The following is a 22669-nucleotide window of genomic DNA, read 5'->3' as shown; positions in this document are numbered from 1 at the left end:
ACGATAGGGAGAAAGGCTATGTTGAAATCACCGTTATTCTGGAAAATCACCACGTTAATAGGCTGTATTGTGCTGCTATCTTTGCCGTTAATGATGGTCAGGGAGCTTATTAATGAACGAGCGGATTATCGTAGCGAAGTGGTGGACGCCATTGAGCAAAGCACCAGCGGCTCGCAAAAACTCGCCGGACCGCTGATCGCTATTCCGATAACCGAGACCCTGACCCGCATGGAGAACCAAAAAGAGGTCAACTATCAGCGGAGCTGGGTGTATTACTGGCTGCCGGAGTCGCTGGCGGTCGCCGGCAAACAGACCGTGGAGTCGAGGAGGGTAGGTATCTACAGCGGCCAGGTCTGGCATAACGTCTTGCAGATTAAGGCCTCGTTTGATCCGCTGCGTCTGGCGGCGCTGAGAAAAACGAATATCGTCTTAGGCCAGCCGCGGCTGGTGGTGAGCGTCGGCGATGCCCGCGGCATTGGCGCCATCCATGCCCCGGAGGTCAACGGTAACGTATTAAGCGTGGAGCCGGGGCTGGGGATAAGCGGCGATGGCGCAGGTATTCATATGCCAATGCCTGCGCTGGCGGAGGACAACAAGCCGCTTGAGATTGCCTTTTCACTCGATCTGAACGGGACGGGTGAGTTTTCACTGGTGCCGCTCGGGCGTAACAGCGAGCTGCAGCTGACCAGTAACTGGCCGCATCCCGGTTTTCTCGGCAGCTTCCTGCCAACGCAACGGGAAGTGAGTGCTGCCGGCTATCGCGCCCACTGGCAAAGCAGCTGGTTCGCCAACGATATGGGGAGCTATTTCAAGGATGATATGGAGATCCCATGGTCGCGACTGCCGGCGTTCAGTGCCGATGTGATGTCCTTTGCCGACCAGTACCAGCTAACCGATCGGGCGACAAAATATGCCATCCTGTTAATCGGGCTGACCTTTATGGCTTTTTTCGTGTTCGAGAGCCTGACCCGTCGTCCCCTGCATCCGATGCAATATCTGCTGGTGGGTTTATCGCTGGTGCTGTTTTACCTGGTGCTGCTGGCGCTCTCAGAGCACATTGGTTTTACCGCCGCCTGGCTGGCGGCCAGCCTGTCTGGCGCGGTGATGAATGGGATCTACCTTCAGGCGGTGCTCAGAGGATGGCGTAACAGCCTGCTGTTTGTCGCCGCGCTACTGCTGCTGGATGGCGTGATGTGGTTTCTGTTGCATTCTGAGGATAGCGCGCTGCTGCTGGGTACCGGGGTGCTGGCGCTGGCGCTGAGCGTCCTGATGTTTTTGACCCGTCGCGTGGACTGGTATGCGTTATCGCTGCCGAAAGGCACAGTGCCTCCGACACCGGCTGCCGATGACGATAAGCTGCGTCTCTGGAAAGAGTGACGGCATAAAAAACGGCGCCCCTGGGGCGCCGTTTTCGCATCATGGCTGCGGAATAAATCGTATTATTCCTGCAGATCGCCACAGAAACGGTAGCCTTCACCGTGAATGGTAGCGATGATTTCCGGGGTATCCGGAGTGGATTCGAAGTGTTTACGAATCCGACGAATGGTCACGTCAACGGTACGGTCATGCGGCTTCAGCTCGCGACCGGTCATTTTCTTCAGCAGCTCGGCACGAGACTGAATTTTGCCCGGGTTTTCGCAGAAGTGCAGCATCGCGCGGAATTCACTGCGCGGCAGCTTGTACTGTTCGCCGTTCGGGCTAACCAGGGAACGGCTGTTGATATCGAGTTCCCAGCCGTTGAACTTGTAGCTTTCCACGCTGCGACGCTCTTCGCTCACGGTACCGAGGTTCATGGTACGGGAGAGCAGGTTGCGCGCGCGAATAGTCAGTTCACGCGGGTTAAACGGTTTAGTGATATAGTCGTCAGCGCCGATTTCGAGGCCAAGGATCTTATCCACTTCGTTGTCGCGGCCGGTTAAGAACATCAGCGCGACGTCAGCCTGCTCGCGCAGCTCGCGCGCCAGCAGAAGACCATTTTTACCCGGCAGGTTGATATCCATGATCACCAGGTTGATATCATTTTCAGACAGGATCTGATGCATTTCCGCGCCATCGGTCGCTTCGAATACATCGTAACCTTCTGCTTCGAAAATACTTTTTAACGTGTTGCGTGTTACCAACTCGTCTTCAACGATAAGAATGTGCGGGGTCTGCATGTTTGCTACCTAAATTGCCAACTAAATCGAAACAGGAAGTACCAAAGTCCCTGACCTGCCTGCTGCATGTCGCAAATTAACATGCGCGGCGTAACATGACTAAAGTACGTAATTGCGTTCTTGATGCACTTTCCATCAACGTCAACAACATCATTAGCTTGGTCGTGGGTACTTTCCCTCTGGACCCGACGGTGTCAAAAACGGCTGACATCCTAACCATTTTAACAGCAACATAACAGGCTAAGAGAGGCCGAACACCCAATAAAACTACGCTTCGTTGACATATATCAAGTTCAATTGTAGCACGTTAACAGTCTTGTGAAATCATTGCATCGCCATGCTCTTTATAGTCACAATCTTTACCAGGCTCAACTAGTTGCGTGGATAAATTAATAAATACAGTGAATCCAAAGCCTGAAACGATGCATCAGATGAAATTGCATTGCCCATCATATGGATAAATGGGTTCTGTTAACATACTCCTTGTCACGGCCTCCTGAGAACAGTTTAGATTTTTTTATGGGTAAGAAAACGCAATTTTAGTGATTTTTGTTGCAAATTTGTAAATTTTCACCGCGTAAAATGGGGGGCGCTGCGCCTCGATAACGCCTGAGAGAGAGAAAGAAACCGCAATGCGTTTAACGATTATTTTAGTCGGTCCTGCCCGGGCCGAGAACGTCGGCGCTGCCGCCAGGGCGATGAAAACCATGGGATTTCGCGAACTACGGATCGTCGATAGCGAAGCCCACCTGGCGCCGCCGGCACGCTGGGTGGCACATGGCTCAGGCGACATCCTCGATGGTATCACCACCTATCCCACCCTTGCCGAGGCGCTGCATGACGTTGATTTTACCGTCGCCACCACCGCCCGCAGCCGCGCACGTTTTCACTATTACGCCACGCCGCAGCAGCTGTTGCCGCTGCTGGAGGAGAAGGCGCAGTGGATGAACCATACTGCCCTGGTATTTGGTCGTGAGGACGCCGGATTGACCAATGAGGAGCTGGCGCTGGCTGATGTGTTGACCGGTGTGCCGATGGCTGCGGATTATCCGTCGCTGAATCTCGGCCAGTCGGTGATGGTCTACTGTTATCAATTAGCATCGCTAATGCAACAAACGGCGCCCGCCGCCGCTGCGGCAGACCATCATCAGCTGCAGGCCTTACGTACTCGTACCCTGGCGTTACTTTCGCGTTTGGGCGTGGAGGATGATGCCAAACTGGCCGACTGGTTGTCGCAACGGCTGGGCCTGCTGCAGCAGCGTGACACGGCAATGTTGCATCGTTTGCTGCATGATATTGAAAAAAACCTGCCAGAATAAAACTCTGTAATATTTTTTATTTATGGATGTGTATGCTGTTCTATGGGCTGGTTTTCCGCCGATCTGGATGTTTTTTCTCACGGCAGCGGGAAAATACGTAAGCCTGCTGAAATGGGGCAAATTGAGAAATTCATTGACTTAAGACGGCAGATACTTTAACCAATATAGGCAGGACATACAGACAGATAAAAATACAGAGTACACAACATCCATGAATCGCATCGGCATGATTACCACCATTATCACCACCACCATTACCACAGGTAACGGTGCGGGCTGACGCGTACAGGAAACACAGAAAAAAGCCCGCACCTGAACAGTGCGGGCTTTTTTTTTGACAAGAGATCAAGGGGTAAGAACCATGCGAGTGTTGAAGTTCGGCGGTACATCAGTGGCAAATGCGGAACGGTTTCTGCGGGTTGCCGATATTCTGGAGAGTAATGCCAGGCAGGGGCAGGTAGCGACGGTCCTGTCTGCCCCGGCGAAGATCACTAACCACCTGGTAGCGATGATTGAAAAGACCATTGGCGGCCAGGATGCCCTCCCCAATATTGCCGACGCCGAACGCATTTTTGCCGAACTTCTTCAGGGCCTTGCCGACGCCCAGCCCGCTTTCCCGCTTGCCCAGTTAAAAGCCTTCGTGGAGCAGGAATTTGCTCAGATTAAGCATGTTCTGCACGGCATCAGCCTGCTGGGTCAGTGCCCGGACAGCGTCAATGCCGCGCTGATCTGCCGCGGCGAAAAGCTCTCCATCGCCATCATGGCGGGTCTGCTGGAAGCCCGTGGACATAAAGTCAGTGTCATTAACCCGGTCGAAAAACTGCTTGCCGTGGGCCACTATCTGGAATCCACCGTCGATATCGCCGAATCCACCCGCCGCATTGCCGCCAGCCAGATCCCGGCAGACCATATGATCCTGATGGCCGGGTTTACCGCCGGCAATGAGAAAGGCGAGCTGGTGGTGCTGGGGCGTAACGGCTCCGACTACTCGGCTGCGGTACTGGCCGCCTGCCTGCGCGCTGACTGCTGCGAAATCTGGACCGATGTCGACGGAGTGTACACCTGCGATCCGCGTCAGGTGCCGGATGCGCGCCTGCTGAAATCGATGTCTTATCAGGAGGCGATGGAGCTCTCCTACTTTGGCGCGAAAGTGCTGCACCCGCGCACCATCGCCCCTATCGCCCAGTTCCAAATCCCATGCCTGATTAAAAATACCGGCAACCCACAGGCGCCGGGAACGCTTATCGGCGCCAGCCGCGACGAGGACGATTTGCCGGTGAAAGGCATCTCTAACCTCAACAACATGGCGATGTTCAACGTCTCCGGGCCGGGGATGAAAGGGATGGTCGGCATGGCGGCCCGCGTCTTCGCCACCATGTCCCGCGCCGGCATCTCGGTGGTGTTGATCACTCAATCTTCTTCCGAGTACAGCATCAGTTTCTGCGTGCCGCAGAGCGACTGCGCACGTGCCAAACGGGCGATGGAAGATGAGTTTTATCTGGAGCTGAAAGAGGGGCTGCTGGAGCCGCTGGCGATTATGGAGCGTCTGGCGATCATCTCCGTGGTGGGCGACGGAATGCGTACCCTGCGCGGTATCTCGGCGAAATTCTTTGCGGCGCTGGCCCGCGCCAATATCAATATCGTGGCGATTGCCCAGGGCTCTTCCGAGCGCTCAATTTCGGTAGTGGTCAGCAATGACGACGCCACCACCGGCGTGCGCGTGACCCATCAGATGCTGTTCAACACCGATCAGGTGATTGAAGTGTTTGTCATCGGCGTCGGCGGCGTCGGCGGCGCGCTGCTAGAGCAGATCAAGCGCCAGCAGGGGTGGCTGAAGAACAAACATATCGATCTGCGCGTCTGCGGTGTAGCCAATTCTCAGGCGCTGCTGACCAGCGTGCATGGCCTGAATCTGGAAAACTGGAGTGCGGAACTGGCGGAGGCGAAAGAGCCGTTTAATCTTGGCCGCCTGATCCGCCTGGTGAAAGAGTACCACCTGCTCAATCCGGTGATCGTCGACTGTACCTCCAGCCAGGCGGTCGCCGATCAGTATGCCGACTTCCTGCGCGAAGGTTTCCATGTTGTGACGCCGAACAAAAAGGCCAATACCTCTTCGCTGGATTACTATCACCAGCTGCGCCATGCGGCCAGCAGCTCGCGGCGTAAGTTCCTCTATGACACTAACGTTGGCGCGGGCCTGCCGGTGATTGAGAACCTGCAGAACCTGCTCAACGCCGGCGATGAGCTGCGCCACTTCTCCGGGATCCTGTCCGGCTCCCTGTCGTTTATCTTCGGCAAGCTGGACGAGGGGGTGAGTTTCTCCGCGGCGACGGCGCTGGCCCGTGAGATGGGGTATACCGAGCCGGATCCACGCGACGATTTATCCGGGGTGGATGTGGCGCGTAAACTGCTGATTCTGGCCCGTGAGACCGGGCGTGAACTGGAGCTGGCGGACATTATCGTCGAGTCGGCGCTGCCGCCGGACTTCGACGCCAGCGGCGATGTCGAGACCTTTATGGCCCGCCTGCCGTCGCTGGACGATGGTTTTGCCTCGCGGGTTGCTAAGGCGCGCGATGAAGGTAAAGTCTTGCGCTACGTCGGTAACATCGAAGAGGATGGTACCTGCCGGGTAAAAATAGCCGCGGTTGACGGCAACGATCCGCTGTTCAAAGTTAAGAATGGTGAGAACGCGCTGGCTTTTTATAGCCATTATTATCAGCCATTGCCGCTGGTGCTGCGCGGCTATGGCGCCGGGAACGACGTCACGGCGGCCGGCGTATTCGCCGACCTGCTGCGCACCCTGTCCTGGAAGTTAGGAGTTTAAGATGGTCAAAGTATATGCCCCGGCTTCCAGTGCCAATATGAGCGTCGGGTTTGATGTGTTGGGCGCGGCGGTCACGCCGGTCGATGGCACGCTGCTTGGCGACAACGTCACTGTCGAAGCGGCGGAGCAATTTAGCCTGCAGAATCTTGGACGCTTCGCCAGCAAACTGCCGACGGCGCCGCAGGAGAACATTGTTTACCAGTGCTGGGAAAGCTTTTGCCGGGAGATCGGCAAGACGGTGCCGGTGGCGATGACGCTGGAAAAAAACATGCCGATTGGCTCCGGGCTGGGTTCCAGCGCCTGCTCGGTGGTCGCTGCGCTGGTGGCCATGAACGAGTTCTGCGGCAAGCCGCTGAACGAGACGCGCATGCTGGCGCTGATGGGAGAGATGGAAGGGCGTATCTCCGGCAGCATTCACTACGACAACGTGGCGCCGTGCTATCTTGGCGGCATGCAGTTGATGATCGAAGAGAATGGGATTATCAGTCAGCAGGTGCCCGGGTTTGATGAGTGGCTGTGGGTGCTGGCCTATCCGGGGATTAAAGTCTCTACTGCTGAAGCGCGGGCGATTCTGCCGGCGCAGTATCGCCGCCAGGATTGTATCACCCATGGTCGCCACCTCGCGGGCTTTATTCACGCCTGCTACACCCGCCAGCCGCAGCTGGCGGCAAAATTGATGAAAGATGTGATTGCCGAACCGTACCGAACCAAACTGCTGCCGGGCTTTAGCGAAGCGCGTCAGGCGGCCATGGAGATGGGCGCCCAGGCTTGCGGCATCTCCGGCTCTGGCCCAACGCTGTTCGCGTTGTGTGATAAACCGGATACCGCACAGCGCGTCGCCGACTGGCTTGGCGCGCACTATCTGCAGAATCAGGAAGGCTTTGTTCATATTTGCCGGCTGGACACGGCGGGCGCACGCGTAGTGGGATAACCAATGAAACTGTATAACTTAAAAGATCATAACGAGCAGGTCAGCTTTGCGCAGGCCGTCACCCAGGGACTTGGCAAGCATCAGGGCCTGTTCTTTCCGCACGATCTGCCGGAATTCAGCCTGACTGAAATTGACGACATGCTGGCGCAGGACTTTGTCACCCGTAGCGCCAAAATTTTATCCGCCTTTATCGGCGATGAGATCCCGCAGGATGTCCTGCAGCAGCGGGTGCGCGCGGCGTTTGCGTTTCCGGCGCCGGTAAGCAAGGTTCAGGAAGATGTCGGCTGTCTGGAGCTGTTCCATGGCCCTACGCTGGCGTTCAAGGATTTCGGCGGCCGCTTTATGGCGCAGATGCTGACCCACATCGCAGGCGATAAGCCGGTCACCATCCTCACCGCGACCTCTGGCGACACCGGGGCGGCGGTGGCGCATGCTTTCTACGGCCTGCCGAACGTCAAGGTAGTGATCCTCTATCCGCGCGGCAAGATCAGTCCGCTGCAGGAGAAGCTGTTCTGTACCCTCGGCGGCAATATTGAAACCGTGGCGATTGATGGCGACTTTGATGCCTGCCAGGCGCTGGTGAAGCAGGCGTTTGACGATGAAGAGCTGAAGGCGACGCTGGGTCTCAACTCGGCTAACTCCATCAACATCAGCCGCCTGTTGGCGCAGATCTGTTACTACTTCGAAGCGGCGGCGCAGCTGCCGCAGGAAGCCCGCAATCAGCTGGTGATTTCCGTGCCGAGCGGCAACTTCGGCGATCTGACCGCCGGTCTGCTGGCCAAGTCGCTGGGGCTGCCGATCAAGCGCTTTATCGCCGCCACCAACGCCAACGACACCGTTCCGCGCTATCTGCAGGGCGGCGAGTGGGCGCCAAAAGCCACCCAGGCGACGCTGTCCAACGCCATGGACGTCAGCCAGCCGAACAACTGGCCGCGCGTTGAAGAGCTGTTCCGCCGTAAAATCTGGCGTCTCAGCGAGCTGGGCTATGCCGCGGTCGATGATGAGACCACCAAAGCAGCGATGCGCGAGCTGAAGGCCATCGGCTACATCTCTGAACCGCATGCGGCGATTGCCTGGCGCGCGCTGCGCGATCAGCTGCAGCCGGGAGAGTACGGCCTGTTCCTCGGCACCGCCCATCCGGCGAAGTTCAAAGAGAGCGTGGAGGAGATCCTGCAGGAGACTCTGCCGCTGCCGAAGGAGCTGGCCGACCGCGCCGACCTGCCGCTGCTGTCTCACAACCTGCCGGCGGATTTCGCCGCGCTGCGTAAGCTGATGATGGGCTAAGCCAGGCAATAATATCGGCAACATGATCAACCAAACCGGGCAGCTATTGCCCGGTTTTTATATTTAACGCACTTTTTCCATATCAGCAAAATTTCTCTCCATAAAATTCCCCACACTATTTTATTGTCAGCGCACTGCTTTTATTGCAAACTCTTTTACGGATTGTCCTCTTTGCCGGATAATTCCACTGGATTATCTTTTTTATTTATTATTTCATGCTGCTTATATTTATGCTGCTGATTTTATTATGAAGCAGCTATAGATATCATTTGTTATAGATGCATTGTTAATGCACAAGGTTTTCAAGGAGGAAACATGCGTATTTTATCTCTTTTTTTGGTGGTGTTCGCTTTAACAGGCTGCTCCGGGACAACGATTGGCGGTAATGAAGATAAATTAACGCCAGCCTATCTGAAACAACATCTCATTGTCGGAAAAACCACCAAGGCCGAGGTTCGTCAGTATTTTGGTGCCCCGGATTCTGGTCATACGACGGTGACGGCGTCGGGTAAAGAGAGCTGGTATTATTCAGTAGATAAAGGGATCAACCTGGTCAGCCTCGCGGGTTCCATGATCCCGGTAACCGGGGCATCGCAAGCTGCCGATGCGGTCGATAAGTCCAGCCAAAAAGATTCGAACTCGCTGATGATTTTCTTCGATGAAAAAGGCGTGGTGGAAAACTGGGTGCGTTAAAATAAGTAATAATCTGCTTAATTATATTGAAAAGGGGAATGACTCCCCTTTTTTATTACCGTAACGTGTTACTGCTCGTGGCGTTTAAACACCAGTTCGCCTTTCTCTGAGGCATCCGCATCAAAGAAATAGCCTTCGCTATTAAAAGCTTTGAGCTGCTCCGGCTGGGTTAAGCGGTTTTCAATAATGTAGCGACTCATCAGGCCGCGGGCTTTCTTCGCATAAAAACTGATCACTTTGAATTTGCCGTTCTTCTCATCGAGGAATACCGGCTTGATCAGCTGACCCTGCAATTTTGGCGTTTTCACCGATTTAAAATATTCATCGGAAGCCAGGTTGATGACGATATCGTCGCCCTGGTCGCGCAGCGCCTGATTCAGCTTCTCGGTAATGGTATCCCCCCAGAACTGGTACAGATCTTTGCCGCGCGGATTTTCCAGACGGATCCCCATCTCCAGGCGGTAGGGCTGCATCAGGTCTAACGGGCGCAGCACGCCATACAGCCCGGAGAGCATGCGCAGATGCTGCTGGGCGAAGTCAAAGTCGTCCTCGGTGAGCGTCTCTGCCTGCAGGCCAGTGTAGACATCGCCTTTAAAGGCGAGGATCGCCTGGCGGGCATTTTGCGGCGTAAAGTCAGGGTGCCAGTCGTGGAAGCGGGTGGCGTTTAGATCCGCCAGCTTGTCACTAATGCTCATCAGCTTGCCGATTTGCGGTGCGCTCAGCTTACGGGCGATGCCGATAAGCTGCTGAGAATACTCGAGGAGTTCGGGCTGGGTATAGCGAGTCGTTGCCAGCGGGCTTTGATAATCGAGCGTTTTAGCAGGTGAAATCAGAATCAGCATATCCAGTCCTTGCAGGTAATTTCGACGAATTTTAACAAAAAAAGTGCATGGTGGGATCGATAGCTGCAATTGCCGCGCTATTCGCGCGGCAATTCATTCCAGGCGCCCGGGGCCAGCTGTTGGTCAATATCCGGGTAACGAGTGGCATCGAAAGTCGGCTGGATACCCAGCCGCCGCTGACGCAGATAATCGCTGGCGATAATCCGCACCGTCGGGGAGAGCAGCAGAATGGCCGTCAGGTTGGTCATCGCCATCAGCGCCATGATGATATCCGCGCTCTGCCAGACGACAGGCAGGCTAACCATGGTCCCCAACAGCACCATCAGGACGGTGAGTATTCGCAGCCCCCAGATATAGCGCGGCTTATCCAGGCGCAGGAAGACCAGATTATTTTCCGCGTACACGTAATTGGCTACGATAGAGCTAAAGGCGAACAGCAGCACGATGAGGGCGATAAAACCCGCTCCCCAGCCGCCGACCAGCACGCTCATCGCGTGTTGCAAGTCCTGAATACCGTTGAGCGTATATTCATTGTCGGGCCGCGGCGCCAGCATGACGATAATCGCGCTTGCGGTACAGATCACGATAGTATCGATAAACACGCCAATCATCTGCACGATCCCCTGCGCCGCCGGGTGCGGCGGCCAGGAGGCGGCGGCCGCGGCGGCGTTAGGCGAAGAGCCCATCCCTGCTTCATTGGAGAACATGCCGCGCTGGAAGCCGCTGGTCAGCGCCTGGCTGATGGTGTAGCCCACCGCGCCGGCGGCGGCCTCCTGCCAGCCGAAGGCGCAGCGAAAGATGGTGGCGAAAATCGTCGGCAGGGCGGTGATGTGCCACAGGCCGATGAGCAGGCTGGTGGCGATCCACAACAGCGCCATAAAGGGAACGATCCATTGCATCAGACGCGCCACGCCGCGTAAACCACGGAGGATCGCCAGCAAAACGACAACGGCCAGCACGCCGCCGCTGACCGCCGCCGGCAGATCGAACGCATAGCGCAAGGCATGGGCCACGGAGTTAGCCTGCACGGTATTGAAGATAAAACCATAGGCCAGCAGGAGGAGGATCGAAAACAGGACGCCCATCCAACGCATGCCGAGCCCGCGCGCCATGTACCAGGCAGGGCCACCGCGAAACTGTCCGCGGCTATCGCGTTCTTTATACAGCTGAGCAAGGGAACATTCAGCAAAGCTGCTGGCCATGCCGAGCAGGGCGGAAACCCACATCCAGAATACGGCGCCGGGCCCACCGGCGGCGATCGCCAGCGTCACCCCGGCAAGATTGCCGCTGCCGACCCGGGCGGCAAGGCTGGTACAGAGCGCCTGAAAGGACGTTAAACCACCCGGCTGCGGGTGCAGGCTTTTTTTTAGACTGCGGCCGAATTTGCGCACGTAACGAAACTGAATACCCCGGGTTTGCCAGCTAAACCAGATACCGGCGCCCAGTAGCAGATAAATCATCACTGAGCCCCAGAGTATTTCATTGATAAATGAGAGAAAATCAGGCATTAAACATCCTCTTGTCCATGCCGGTACGCCAGTGTAAGCGTTACCAATTAAGTGACAATCCTTTCGCTTTCAGCAAATTAATCTGCATAGTTTATCACACTCTGCGCTCTTCTCTCGTCGGCGGTTGCGCTGACCCGGCAGCGTGTTATCATCTGGGCAGACCGGTTACATCCCCTTAACTGCTGTTTAAGAGAAATATATCATGACGGATAAATTAACTTCTCTGCGTCAGTACACCACTGTCGTCGCTGACACCGGAGATATTGCGGCAATGAAGCTGTATCAGCCTCAGGATGCCACCACTAACCCTTCCCTGATTCTCGGCGCGGCTCAGATCCCTGAGTACCGTAAGCTGATTGACGACGCTGTCGCCTGGGCTCGTAGCCAGAGCAGCGATCGCGCGCAGCAGATCCTCGATGCTTCCGATAAGCTGGCGGTGAACATCGGTCTCGAAATTCTGAAACTGATCCCGGGCCGTATCTCCACCGAAGTGGACGCACGTCTCTCCTATGACACCGAAGCGTCTATCGCGAAAGCCAAGCGCATCATCAAGCTGTACAACGACGCGGGCATCAGCAACGATCGCATTCTGATCAAACTGGCCTCCACCTGGCAGGGCATTCGCGCCGCTGAACAGCTGGAAAAAGAAGGCATTAACTGTAACCTGACGCTGCTGTTCTCCTTCGCTCAGGCTCGCGCTTGCGCCGAAGCGGGCGTCTTCCTGATTTCGCCGTTCGTTGGCCGTATCCTCGACTGGTACAAAGCCAACACCGACAAGAAAGAGTACGCACCGGCAGAAGATCCGGGCGTGGTTTCCGTCAGCGAAATCTACGAGTATTACAAGCAGCACGGCTATGAAACCGTCGTGATGGGCGCAAGCTTCCGTAACGTTGGCGAAATTCTGGAACTGGCTGGCTGTGACCGCCTGACCATCGCCCCGGCGCTGCTGAAAGAGCTGTCCGAAAGCGAAGGCGCCGTTGAGCGTAAGCTGGTATATACCGGTGAAGTGAAAGCGCGTCCGGAGCGTATTACCGAATCTGAGTTCCTGTGGCAGCATAACCAGGATCCGATGGCGGTAGACAAACTGGCGGAAGGTATCCGTAAGTTTGCGATCGACCAGGAAAAACTGGAAAAAATGATCGACGAACTGCTGTAATCGCGCAGGTGGCCGACGCCCGTCGGCCACATTACACTGTCTGTCCCGCCTCCGGCAGTGTATCATTTCGTTTAACGCCACAGTTTGAACGGAATAACCATGAATACCTTACGAATCGGCTTAGTTTCCATTTCCGATCGCGCCTCCAGCGGCGTCTATCAGGACAAAGGCATCCCGGCACTGGAAGAGTGGCTGGCACGCGCCCTGACCACCCCTTTCGAGCTGCAAACCCGTCTGATTCCGGATGAGCAGGCCATCATTGAGCAAACGCTGTGCGAACTGGTTGACGAAATGGGGTGCCATCTGGTGCTGACCACCGGCGGAACCGGCCCTGCGCGTCGCGATGTGACGCCCGACGCAACGCTGGCGATCGCCGATCGCGAGATGCCGGGCTTCGGCGAGCAAATGCGCCAGGTTAGCCTACACTTTGTGCCGACGGCTATCCTTTCCCGGCAGGTCGGTGTGATCCGCAAGCAGGCGCTGATCCTCAACCTTCCCGGGCAACCGAAAGCAATTCAGGAGACTCTGGAAGGGGTGAAAGATGCTGACGGCAACGTGCTGGTGCACGGTATTTTCGCAAGTGTACCTTATTGTGTACAGTTGCTTGAAGGGCCTTATGTGGAAACCGATGGCCGTGTAGTAGAAGCTTTTCGTCCCAAGAGCGCCAGACGCGAAACTTTATCCTGAATTTGATGCATTTTTGATATAACCTGCATCGCTAATGGTGTGCCGTTTTATTTACGATATAGTGATTTTTACTTTACACACTATAAAACACGCTGCACACCTCAGGATGAAATTGCGTTATGTCATATGCAAACCGACCGCTCAACCGCCAGGATTATAAAACGCTGACGCTGGCCGCCCTGGGCGGCGCGCTGGAGTTTTATGACTTTATCATTTTCGTTTTCTTCGCCGCCGTCGTCGGCGAGCTCTTCTTCCCTGCGGATATTCCCGAATGGCTGCGCCAGGTGCAAACTTTTGGCATTTTCGCCGCCGGTTACCTGGCGCGTCCGCTGGGGGGCATCATCATGGCCCACTTTGGCGATCTGGTGGGGCGCAAGAAAATGTTCACCCTCAGCATCCTGCTGATGGCGCTGCCAACCCTGGCGATCGGTCTGCTACCGACCTATAGCTCGGTAGGTATCATCGCCCCGCTGCTATTGCTGCTGATGCGTATTCTGCAGGGAGCGGCGATCGGCGGTGAAGTTCCAGGCGCCTGGGTGTTTGTCGCTGAGCATGTCCCGGAAAAACGCATTGGTATCGCCTGCGGCACGCTGACGGCCGGCCTGACGGTTGGCATTCTGCTGGGGTCGGTGGTGGCCACGCTTATCAATACCAGTCTGACGCCGCAGGGGATCCACGACGGCGGCTGGCGGATCCCCTTCCTGCTGGGCGGCGTATTTGGTCTGATAGCGATGTATCTGCGCCGCTGGCTGCAGGAGACGCCGATTTTTCTTGAGATGCAGCAGCGCAAAGCGCTGGCGCAGGAGCTGCCGGTAAAAGCGGTGGCGCTCAAGCACCAGAAGGCGGTGGTGATCTCTATGCTGCTGACCTGGCTGCTGTCGGCTGGCGTGGTGGTGGTGATCCTGATGTCGCCGGTCTGGCTGCAGAAGCACTATGGTTTTGCGCCGGCCATTACCCTGCAGGCCAACAGCATCGCCACCATTATGTTGTGCATCGGCTGTCTGCTCGCCGGGCTGGCGGCGGACCGCTTCGGCGCCAGCCGCACTTTTATCGTCGGCAGCCTGCTGCTGGCGGTTGCCAGCTGGGCATTTTACCATCTTGCCGGCGCCAGCCCGCAGCGGCTGTTTCTGCTCTACGGTACGGTGGGGCTGTGCGTCGGCGTGGTGGGGGCGGTGCCCTATGTGATGGTGCGGGCCTTCCCGGCGGAAGTACGCTTCACCGGCATCTCTTTCTCCTACAACCTGTCGTACGCGATCTTTGGCGGCCTGACGCCGATTGCGGTCACCATGCTGATGGGGGTGTCGCCGATGGCGCCGGCCTGGTATGTGCTGGCCCTGTCGCTGATGGGGCTGGGATTAGGTATCTGGCTGCGTCAGGAGCTGACGGCGCCGACGGGGATGCCGGAAGGGGAGCTGCAGCGTTAACGATGGCTAGCTGATGCTGATAATGACCTGCCGCCGCCCTGTGACCGGACGGCGGCGGAAGATTAGCGCGGTTCGCCGATCGGCAGCACGGTGCGGCCGAACTGTTCGTTCAGCACTTCACCCATCGCCAGGTAAATAGCGCTGGCGCCACAAATCAGGCCGACCCAGCCGGCTACCTTCACAATGCCTTCGTTATCGGCCAAATGGCCAATCGCCAGCAGCGCGAACAGTACGGTCAGGCTCAGGAAGACAAACTGCAGCATGCGGGCTGCCTTCAGGGTGCCAAAGAACATAAACAGGGTAAAGACGCCCCACAGGCCGAGGTACATACCGAGGAAGTGCGCGTTTGGCGCGTCTGCCAGGCCCATCTTCGGCATCAGAAGAATCGCCACCAGCGTCAGCCAGAAGCTGCCGTAGGAGGTAAAAGCGGTTAAGCCAAAAGTGTTGCCTTTTTTGTATTCCAGCAGGCCGGCAAAAATTTGCGCAATGCCGCCGTAAAAAATGCCCATCGCCAGGATAGCTACATCGAATGCGAACAGGCCGCTATTCGCCAGGTTAAGCAGAATAGTGGTCATGCCGAAGCCCATAAGGCCCAGCGGTGCCGGATTAGCCAACTTAGTGTTGCCCATAATTCCTCAAAATTATCATTAAAAGGGAAGCATTACCCCGCGACTTGGCGGCGGGGCGCGGCATAATAATGAGGCGCTGATGGGCTGTCTATGATCTGGCGGGGTATTTTTCACCAATTTCCGCGGTGTCTGACGGCGGCTGGAGCATTTGCCGTAAACAGGCAATATGCAGGACCGCGGGGATGGTGACCCGGTAGGCGCTGCCGCTCACCGCTTTCACGCTGTTCAGTGCGGCGCCGAGCGGTCCGCCCAGCCCGGCGCCGCGTACCAGGCCATGACCGATGACGCTCACCGCGGCGTGCGTGCGCAGGATGGCGGTTAAGCGTTCGTCCAGCAACAAAGTGACGCCTTCGCTTAGCTTGCGATGCCTCAGCAGATGAGCCATCAGGCTGTCCAGCTCATGGCTCCGGCACTCCACCGCGGCGAGAAAGTGCGCTTTTTGCTCCGCGTTCAGTTTATTCCAGCTGTGCTGCAGAAAATGCGCCAGCAACTGCTGCTCGATCTGCGGCGTCGACAGCTGTTTGTCGACCTTCGCTTTCAGTCGTTTACATACATCCAGCAGGATCGCGCGATAAAATTTGCCATGGCGGCGCAGCGTGTTGGCGATGCTATCGCCGCCAAAATGCTGTAGCTCACCGGCGATTAGCTGCCAGTTGCGGCGATAACGCTCCGGGTGCCCCTCCATCGCTAAAAATGTCTCGTTGCGCAGGAGCGTGCTGGAGAGACGGGGTTTGCCATTTTCCCCGTGGGTCAGAATGCGGGTAAAGGCTTCCAGATGCGCCTCGCTGCACTCAGGCAGAAAGGCGAGATCGTCATCCTCCAGGTAATTAATATGCATAACGTTTTCTCTCGGGCAGGGGCGACGTTAGTCATCGCCGATAATTTTCAGTGATGCCATATCTGAGGAGTGCACCGTGTGGCCGGAGAAGGCGATTTTCTTCACGCAACGTTTGTTGTCGTTATCGCTATTGATGTTGATCCAGCCGGTGGTGCTGCCCTCTTTGATCCCGGCGGGGACGTTCAGCGTGTGGCTGGCGCCGCGGCTGGCCTTAAAGTAGACCGTCGCCCCCGAGAGCTGTACATCGCCGCGGTCGGCGCTGAGCTGAATGCGTTTGACCACCCGGCAGACAGGAAGCGTCAGCGTCAGGTCGTTGGTTTCATTGCGCGGCATAGCTATCACGCCGAGAATTTTATGGTCGTTAGCGGCCGCCGAGGTGATAAATGACACGCCGAGGATAAGCCCTACGGAAAGCCGGTATAGCGATTTCATTAATTTGTCCCCTGAATAAGCGAAGTGCGATGGCGGGGAAGTTTATCACTGCGAAAACGGGGCTTTTAGCGCGCAAGTATTGCGGGTTATGTCAATGATATTATGAATGTATTTCCTATTTTAATCCGTTTTTTGTATGTATATTTCGCCGTCGTTTTTGCCATCCAACAACCTTGTTCGGCAAGTCATCCGTAACCCTGTGCGAATCCGAGGCAAAAAATTTTTATGCTTGCCCCTTGATGCCGGAGTGGGCGACCCCATCTTGTAGTCAACCGCAGTGAAGAACCTGAAAAAAAATGATGTCTGGGCAGTTGAAACCGCACGTTTCGCCCTTATTACAGGTTCACAACCACATGTTGATCGAATTTTTAGTGGAGACGTTTAGATGGGTAAAATTATTGGTATCGACCTGGGTACTACCAACTCTTGTGTAGCGATTATGGATGGCACTACTGCACGCGTGCTGGAGAACGCCGAAGGCGATCGCACCACGCCTTCTATCATTGCCTATACCCAGGATGGTGAAACTCTGGTTGGTCAGCCGGCTAAACGTCAGGCAGTGACAAACCCGCAAAACACCCTGTTTGCGATTAAACGCCTGATTGGCCGCCGCTTCCAGGACGAAGAAGTTCAGCGTGACGTTTCTATCATGCCATACAAAATTGTTGCCGCAGACAATGGCGACGCATGGCTGGATGTGAAAGGCACCAAAACTGCACCGCCGCAGATCTCTGCTGAAGTGCTGAAGAAAATGAAGAAAACGGCTGAAGATTACCTGGGTGAACCGGTAACTGAAGCGGTTATCACCGTACCGGCTTACTTTAACGATGCGCAGCGTCAGGCAACCAAAGATGCCGGCCGTATCGCCGGTCTGGAAGTTAAACGTATCATCAACGAACCAACCGCGGCCGCGCTGGCTTACGGTCTGGATAAAGAAGTGGGCAACCGTACTATCGCGGTTTACGACCTCGGTGGTGGTACTTTCGATATCTCGATTATCGAAATCGACGAAGTTGATGGCGAAAAAACCTTTGAAGTTCTGGCGACCAACGGTGATACCCACCTGGGCGGCGAAGACTTCGATACTCGTCTGATCAACTACCTCGTTGATGAGTTCAAGAAAGATCAGGGCATTGACCTGCGCAACGACCCGCTGGCCATGCAGCGCCTGAAAGAAGCCGCTGAGAAAGCGAAGATTGAACTGTCTTCTGCTCAGCAGACCGACGTTAACCTGCCGTACATCACTGCAGACGCGACCGGTCCGAAACACATGAACATCAAAGTGACTCGCGCGAAACTGGAAAGCCTGGTAGAAGACCTGGTTAACCGTTCCATCGAGCCGCTGAAAGTCGCTCTGCAGGATGCCGGTCTGTCCGTTTCCGATATCAACGACGTGATCCTCGTTGGTGGTCAGACTCGTATGCCGATGGTGCAGAAGAAAGTGGCCGAGTTCTTTGGTAAAGAACCGCGTAAAGACGTTAACCCGGATGAAGCCGTGGCGATCGGTGCTGCCGTTCAGGGCGGTGTACTGACTGGCGATGTGAAAGACGTTCTGCTGCTCGACGTAACCCCGCTGTCGCTGGGTATCGAAACCATGGGCGGCGTGATGACTGCGCTTATCAACAAAAACACCACCATCCCGACCAAGCACAGCCAGGTGTTCTCTACCGCTGAAGACAACCAGTCTGCGGTAACCATCCATGTGCTGCAGGGTGAGCGTAAACGCGCGTCTGATAACAAATCTCTGGGTCAGTTCAACCTGGATGGTATTAACCCGGCGCCGCGCGGCATGCCGCAGATCGAAGTGACCTTCGACATCGATGCTGACGGTATCCTGCACGTCTCCGCGAAAGACAAAAACAGCGGTAAAGAGCAGAAGATCACCATCAAAGCGTCTTCCGGTCTGAATGAAGAAGAAATTCAGAAAATGGTTCGCGAAGCAGAAGCTAACGCCGAATCTGACCGTAAGTTCGAAGAGCTGGTCCAGACCCGCAACCAGGGCGACCATCTGCTGCACAGCACTCGTAAGCAGGTTGAAGAAGCAGGCGATAAACTGCCGGCTGACGACAAAACTGCCATTGAGTCTGCGCTGACCGCGCTGGAATCTTCTCTGAAAGGCGAAGACAAAGCGGATATCGAAGCGAAAATGCAGGCGCTGGCGCAGGCTTCTCAGAAGCTGATGGAAATTGCTCAGCAGCAGCACGCTCAGCAGCAGGCGGGTTCCGCTGACGCTCAGGCGAGCAACGCGAAAGACGACGATGTTGTCGACGCTGAGTTCGAAGAAGTGAAAGATAAAAAATAATCGCCCTTTGAACGGGTAAAACACTGGCACGGGCGAAGAGGTTTCCTCTCCGCCCGTGCACGCATGTTAAGGGGCTGAAAAACACCGATGGCAAAGCAAGATTACTACGAGATTTTAGGCGTTTCCAAAACAGCGGAAGAGCGTGAAATCAAAAAGGCTTATAAGCGCCTGGCCATGAAATATCACCCGGACCGCAACCAGGGTGATAAAGAGGCTGAAGCCAAATTTAAAGAAATCAAAGAAGCGTATGAAATCCTGACTGATGCCCAGAAGCGTGCGGCCTACGATCAGTACGGCCACGCGGCCTTCGAACAGGGCGGCATGGGCGGCGGCGGCGGTTTTGGCGGCGGTGCCGACTTCAGCGATATCTTTGGCGATGTTTTCGGCGATATCTTTGGCGGCGGACGTGGTCGTCAGCGCGCGGCACGCGGCGCCGATCTCCGTTACAACATGGAGCTGACGCTGGAAGAAGCGGTGCGCGGCGTCACTAAAGAGATCCGTATTCCGACGCTGGAAGAGTGCGACGTCTGCCACGGCAGCGGCGCCAAGGCCGGCAGCAAACCGCAGACCTGTCCGACCTGTCATGGCGCAGGCCAGGTGCAGATGCGCCAGGGCTTTTTTGCGGTACAGCAGACCTGTCCGCACTGCCAGGGACGCGGTACGCTGATTAAAGATCCGTGCAATAAATGTCATGGCCATGGCCGCGTAGAAAAGACCAAAACCCTGTCGGTTAAAATTCCGGCGGGCGTGGATACCGGTGACCGGATCCGTCTGGCGGGCGAAGGCGAGGCCGGCGAACATGGCGCGCCGGCAGGCGATCTGTACGTTCAGGTTCAGGTGAAGCAGCACGCTATCTTTGAGCGTGAAGGCAATAACCTGTACTGCGAAGTTCCGATCAACTTCACCATGGCGGCGCTGGGCGGTGAGATCGAGGTCCCAACGCTCGACGGCCGCGTGAACCTGAAAATTCCAGGTGAAACCCAGACCGGCAAGCTGTTCCGCATGCGTGGAAAAGGCGTGAAATCCGTTCGCGGCGGCGCGCAGGGCGATCTGCTGTGCCGCGTGGTGGTGGAGACGCCGGTGGGGCTGAATGAGAAGCAGAAGCAGCTGCTGAAAGAGCTGCAGGAGAGCTTCGGCGGTCCGACCGGGGAAAACAACAGCCCGCGTTCGAAAAGCTTCTTTGACGGCGTGAAGAAGTTCTTCGACGACCTGACCCGCTAATTCCGCCTTTGTTGATATCCGGCCCGGGCCTTTGCTGCCCGGGCTTTTTTTCGCCTTAGAACTCCCCTTTAACTCGTAAAAAGCGAATATCAGCGCAACTTAAATCTGATTTTTTCGAGTTATCAGTGTGTGTATTATGCTTTTATCGAGTTATTCACCAACAGGATGAAAGTAAAAGTGAAACATCTGCAACGATTCTTTAGTAGCGATGCTTCCGGCGGCATTGTCTTAATTATCGCCGCCGCGCTGGCGATGGTGATGGCCAATACCAGCGTGACCAGCGGTCTGTATCACTCCTTCCTTGAGACGCCAGTACAGCTGCGTGTGGGCGCGCTGGAGATCAACAAGAACATGCTGTTATGGATCAATGATGCCCTGATGGCGGTGTTCTTTTTGCTGATTGGCCTGGAGGTCAAGCGTGAGCTGATTCAGGGGTCGCTGGCGAGCCGCCGTCAGGCGGTCTTCCCGGTGATAGCCGCGCTGGGCGGCATGATCGTCCCGGCCCTGGTCTACCTGGCCTTTAACGCCCAGGATCCTGTCGCCAGAGAAGGGTGGGCGATCCCGGCGGCGACGGATATTGCCTTTGCCCTCGGCGTGCTGGCGCTGTTAGGTAGCCGGGTCCCGACGGCGCTGAAGATTTTCCTGATGGCACTGGCGATTATTGATGACCTCGGGGCTATCGTGATTATCGCGCTGTTTTATACCCACGACCTGTCCATGCTCTCGCTGGGCGTGGCGGCGGCGGCGATCGCGGTGCTGGTGGCCCTGAATCTGAGCGGCGTGCGGCGTACCGGGATCTATATTCTGGTTGGCGCGGTGCTGTGGACGGCGGTGCTGAAGTCTGGCGTTCACGCGACCCTTGCCGGGGTGATTGTCGGCTTTATGATCCCGCTCGAAGAAAAGCATGGCAAGTCGCCGGCCAAAGCGCTTGAGCATGTCCTGCACCCGTGGGTGGCGTTTATGATCCTGCCGCTGTTTGCCTTCGCGAACGCGGGGGTCTCACTGCAGGGGGTCACCCTTGCCGGGCTGACGTCGCTCCTGCCGCTGGGCATTATGGCTGGCCTGTTTATCGGTAAGCCGCTGGGGATTAGCCTGTTCTGCTGGCTGGCCCTGAAGCTGAAGTGGGCTTCGCTGCCGGAGGGAACCACCTGCAAGCAAATTATGGCGGTGGGGATCCTGTGCGGGATTGGCTTTACGATGTCGATTTTCATCGCCACCCTGGCCTTTGGCAGCGTGGATCCCGCGTTGATCAACTGGGCCAAGCTTGGCATCCTGATCGGCTCAGTGCTATCAGCGGTCGTCGGCTACCTCATACTGCGTCAGCGCGTGACGGATACTCGCCTCGCGGTATAACCTTTCTGCAGGAGAGCCCGCCAGGCTCTCCTGGACATTATCAGGGAGAGAAGCATGTCACATATTAACTACAATCATCTGTACTACTTCTGGCACGTGTATAAAGAAGGGTCCGTCGTGGGCGCGGCGGAGGCGCTGTTTCTGACGCCGCAGACCATTACCGGGCAGATCAAAGCCCTGGAGGAGCGCCTGCAGGGGAAATTATTTAAGCGAAAGGGAAGGGGGCTTGAGCCGAGCGAGCTGGGGGAGCTGGTTTTTCGCTATGCCGACCGGATGTTTACCCTCAGCCAGGAGATGCTCGACATCGTCAACTATCGCAAAGAGTCGAACCTGCTGTTTGACGTCGGCGTGGCCGATGCGCTCTCGAAACGGCTGGTCAGCGGCGTGCTGGATGCCGCCGTCGTTGAGAGCGAGCAGATTCATCTGCGCTGTTTTGAATCCACTCATGAGCTGCTGCTGGAGCAGCTGAGCCAGCATAAGCTCGACATGATTATCTCTGACTGCCCGATCGACTCGACGCAGCAGGAAGGGCTATTTTCGGTGAAGATCGGCGAGTGCAGCGTCAGCTTCTGGTGCATGAATCCGGCGCCGACGAAGCCGTTCCCGGCCTGCCTCGAAGAGCGGCGGCTGCTGATCCCCGGCCGGCGATCGATGCTGGGACGTAAGCTGCTGAACTGGATTAACGTGCAGGGCCTGAAGGTGGAGATCCTCGGCGAGTTTGACGACGCGGCGCTCATGAAAGCCTTCGGCGCCGCACATAATGCGATATTTGTCGCGCCGACGCTCTACGCGCATGATTTCTACCATGATGAATCGATTGTCGAAATTGGCCGTATGGATAGCGTGATGGAGGAGTATCACGCTATTTTCGCTGAACGAATGATTCAGCACCCGGCGGTACAGCGTATCTGTAATCGCGATTATTCGTCGCTGTTCACCGAACCCCGATAGCCGGAAGGCGTGGGCTGGCGTGGCTCAGATCGCGCCAGCGTGCGCTACCGGGGGAAGATGATAGGCATAAAAAAACCCGCTTTCGCGGGTTTCTTTAACAAAGTTCAGCAAGCAGGCGA

21 protein-coding genes and 1 other annotated feature are annotated in these 22669 nt (G+C 56.2%); of the genes, 15 read left to right on the top strand and 6 right to left on the bottom strand.

Annotated elements, in window-relative coordinates:
- Positions 1-18 precede the first annotated feature (18 nt).
- Positions 19-1377, top strand: coding sequence for a cell envelope integrity protein CreD (gene creD / locus HMPREF3140_RS25715; protein ID WP_032410783.1), 1359 nt, complete (start codon positions 19-21; stop codon positions 1375-1377).
- Positions 1378-1439: 62 nt separating this feature from the next.
- Here creD and arcA read toward each other — a convergent pair whose 3' ends face one another.
- Positions 1440-2156 (bottom strand): two-component system response regulator ArcA, encoded by a 717-nt coding sequence (gene arcA / locus HMPREF3140_RS25710; protein ID WP_002887843.1) that lies wholly within the window; start codon positions 2154-2156, stop codon positions 1440-1442.
- Between the two features lie 95 nt (positions 2157-2251).
- On the opposite strand from arcA, the gene yjjY reads away from it, so the two are divergent.
- From yjjY to HMPREF3140_RS25680, 7 genes are all read left to right on the top strand, one after another.
- Entirely contained in the window at positions 2252-2392 is a 141-nt protein-coding gene (gene yjjY, locus HMPREF3140_RS28495) for a YjjY family protein (protein WP_004146984.1), read from the top strand.
- Between the two features lie 396 nt (positions 2393-2788).
- Positions 2789-3475, top strand: coding sequence for a tRNA/rRNA methyltransferase (locus HMPREF3140_RS25705; protein ID WP_002887846.1), 687 nt, complete (start codon positions 2789-2791; stop codon positions 3473-3475).
- A gap of 211 nt (positions 3476-3686) precedes the next feature.
- Positions 3687-3755: a thr operon leader peptide gene (thrL, locus tag HMPREF3140_RS27975; protein WP_004222578.1), complete on the top strand. Its 69-nt coding sequence runs from the start codon at positions 3687-3689 to the stop codon at positions 3753-3755.
- Positions 3694-3811: a sequence feature (Thr leader region), on the top strand. Its footprint overlaps the gene before it by 62 nt.
- Positions 3812-3836: 25 nt before the next feature.
- Positions 3837-6299 carry a bifunctional aspartate kinase/homoserine dehydrogenase I gene (thrA, locus tag HMPREF3140_RS25695; RefSeq protein WP_032410785.1) on the top strand — a complete coding sequence of 821 codons (2463 nt, stop codon included), beginning with the start codon at positions 3837-3839 and terminating at the stop codon, positions 6297-6299.
- A 1-nt stretch (position 6300) separates the two neighbouring features.
- Positions 6301-7230, top strand: a complete 930-nt coding sequence (gene thrB, locus HMPREF3140_RS25690) for a homoserine kinase (RefSeq protein WP_032410787.1) — start codon at positions 6301-6303, stop codon at positions 7228-7230.
- A 3-nt stretch (positions 7231-7233) separates the two neighbouring features.
- Positions 7234-8514, top strand: a complete 1281-nt coding sequence (thrC, locus tag HMPREF3140_RS25685; protein ID WP_002887863.1) for a threonine synthase — start codon at positions 7234-7236, stop codon at positions 8512-8514.
- A gap of 315 nt (positions 8515-8829) precedes the next feature.
- On the top strand, positions 8830-9207 hold the full coding sequence (locus HMPREF3140_RS25680) for a hypothetical protein (protein ID WP_002887866.1): 378 nt from the start codon (positions 8830-8832) through the stop codon (positions 9205-9207).
- A gap of 68 nt (positions 9208-9275) precedes the next feature.
- On the opposite strand, the gene yaaA is transcribed toward HMPREF3140_RS25680, so the two are convergent.
- A complete protein-coding gene (gene yaaA / locus HMPREF3140_RS25675; RefSeq protein ID WP_002887869.1) occupies positions 9276-10049 on the bottom strand; it encodes a peroxide stress protein YaaA in 774 nt (257 codons plus the stop codon).
- Between the two features lie 77 nt (positions 10050-10126).
- Complete coding sequence (locus HMPREF3140_RS25670; protein WP_002887871.1) at positions 10127-11557, bottom strand: alanine/glycine:cation symporter family protein; 1431 nt, start codon at positions 11555-11557, stop codon at positions 10127-10129.
- 202 nt (positions 11558-11759) lie between these two features.
- Here HMPREF3140_RS25670 and tal point away from each other — a divergent pair, with 202 nt between their 5' ends.
- The 3 genes from tal to HMPREF3140_RS25655 all read left to right on the top strand — a co-directional run bounded on the left by tal (position 11760) and on the right by HMPREF3140_RS25655 (position 14824).
- Positions 11760-12713, top strand: a complete 954-nt coding sequence (gene tal, locus HMPREF3140_RS25665; RefSeq protein WP_002887897.1) for a transaldolase — start codon at positions 11760-11762, stop codon at positions 12711-12713.
- 99 nt (positions 12714-12812) lie between these two features.
- Positions 12813-13400, top strand: a complete 588-nt coding sequence (gene mog / locus HMPREF3140_RS25660) for a molybdopterin adenylyltransferase (RefSeq protein WP_002887898.1) — start codon at positions 12813-12815, stop codon at positions 13398-13400.
- A 119-nt stretch (positions 13401-13519) separates the two neighbouring features.
- Entirely contained in the window at positions 13520-14824 is a 1305-nt protein-coding gene (locus HMPREF3140_RS25655) for an MFS transporter (RefSeq protein WP_004146012.1), read from the top strand.
- Positions 14825-14886: 62 nt separating this feature from the next.
- On the opposite strand, the gene satP is transcribed toward HMPREF3140_RS25655, so the two are convergent.
- The 3 genes from satP to HMPREF3140_RS25640 all read right to left on the bottom strand — a co-directional run bounded on the left by satP (position 14887) and on the right by HMPREF3140_RS25640 (position 16723).
- Positions 14887-15453, bottom strand: coding sequence for an acetate uptake transporter (gene satP / locus HMPREF3140_RS25650; RefSeq protein ID WP_002887905.1), 567 nt, complete (start codon positions 15451-15453; stop codon positions 14887-14889).
- A gap of 88 nt (positions 15454-15541) precedes the next feature.
- On the bottom strand, positions 15542-16291 hold the full coding sequence (msyB, locus tag HMPREF3140_RS25645) for an acidic protein MsyB (protein WP_023282157.1): 750 nt from the start codon (positions 16289-16291) through the stop codon (positions 15542-15544).
- Between the two features lie 27 nt (positions 16292-16318).
- Positions 16319-16723: a DUF2541 family protein gene (locus HMPREF3140_RS25640; protein ID WP_002887909.1), complete on the bottom strand. Its 405-nt coding sequence runs from the start codon at positions 16721-16723 to the stop codon at positions 16319-16321.
- Between the two features lie 385 nt (positions 16724-17108).
- Here HMPREF3140_RS25640 and dnaK point away from each other — a divergent pair, with 385 nt between their 5' ends.
- The 4 genes from dnaK to nhaR all read left to right on the top strand — a co-directional run bounded on the left by dnaK (position 17109) and on the right by nhaR (position 22550).
- Positions 17109-19025: a molecular chaperone DnaK gene (gene dnaK / locus HMPREF3140_RS25635; RefSeq protein ID WP_032410792.1), complete on the top strand. Its 1917-nt coding sequence runs from the start codon at positions 17109-17111 to the stop codon at positions 19023-19025.
- A gap of 87 nt (positions 19026-19112) precedes the next feature.
- On the top strand, positions 19113-20246 hold the full coding sequence (gene dnaJ / locus HMPREF3140_RS25630; protein ID WP_002887955.1) for a molecular chaperone DnaJ: 1134 nt from the start codon (positions 19113-19115) through the stop codon (positions 20244-20246).
- Positions 20247-20423: 177 nt separating this feature from the next.
- A complete protein-coding gene (nhaA, locus tag HMPREF3140_RS25625) occupies positions 20424-21599 on the top strand; it encodes a Na+/H+ antiporter NhaA (protein ID WP_004192071.1) in 1176 nt (391 codons plus the stop codon).
- A gap of 54 nt (positions 21600-21653) precedes the next feature.
- The gene (gene nhaR / locus HMPREF3140_RS25620) at positions 21654-22550 is read left to right on the top strand and encodes a transcriptional activator NhaR (RefSeq protein WP_002887961.1); all 897 of its coding nucleotides are present in this window, start codon (positions 21654-21656) and stop codon (positions 22548-22550) included.
- Positions 22551-22669: the final 119 nt, after the last annotated feature.

This window comes from Klebsiella sp. HMSC16A12, from assembly GCF_001808265.1.
In the GTDB taxonomy this organism is placed as follows: Bacteria; Pseudomonadota; Gammaproteobacteria; order Enterobacterales; family Enterobacteriaceae; genus Klebsiella; species Klebsiella pneumoniae.
This window is presented reverse-complemented; position numbering and strand designations above follow the sequence as displayed.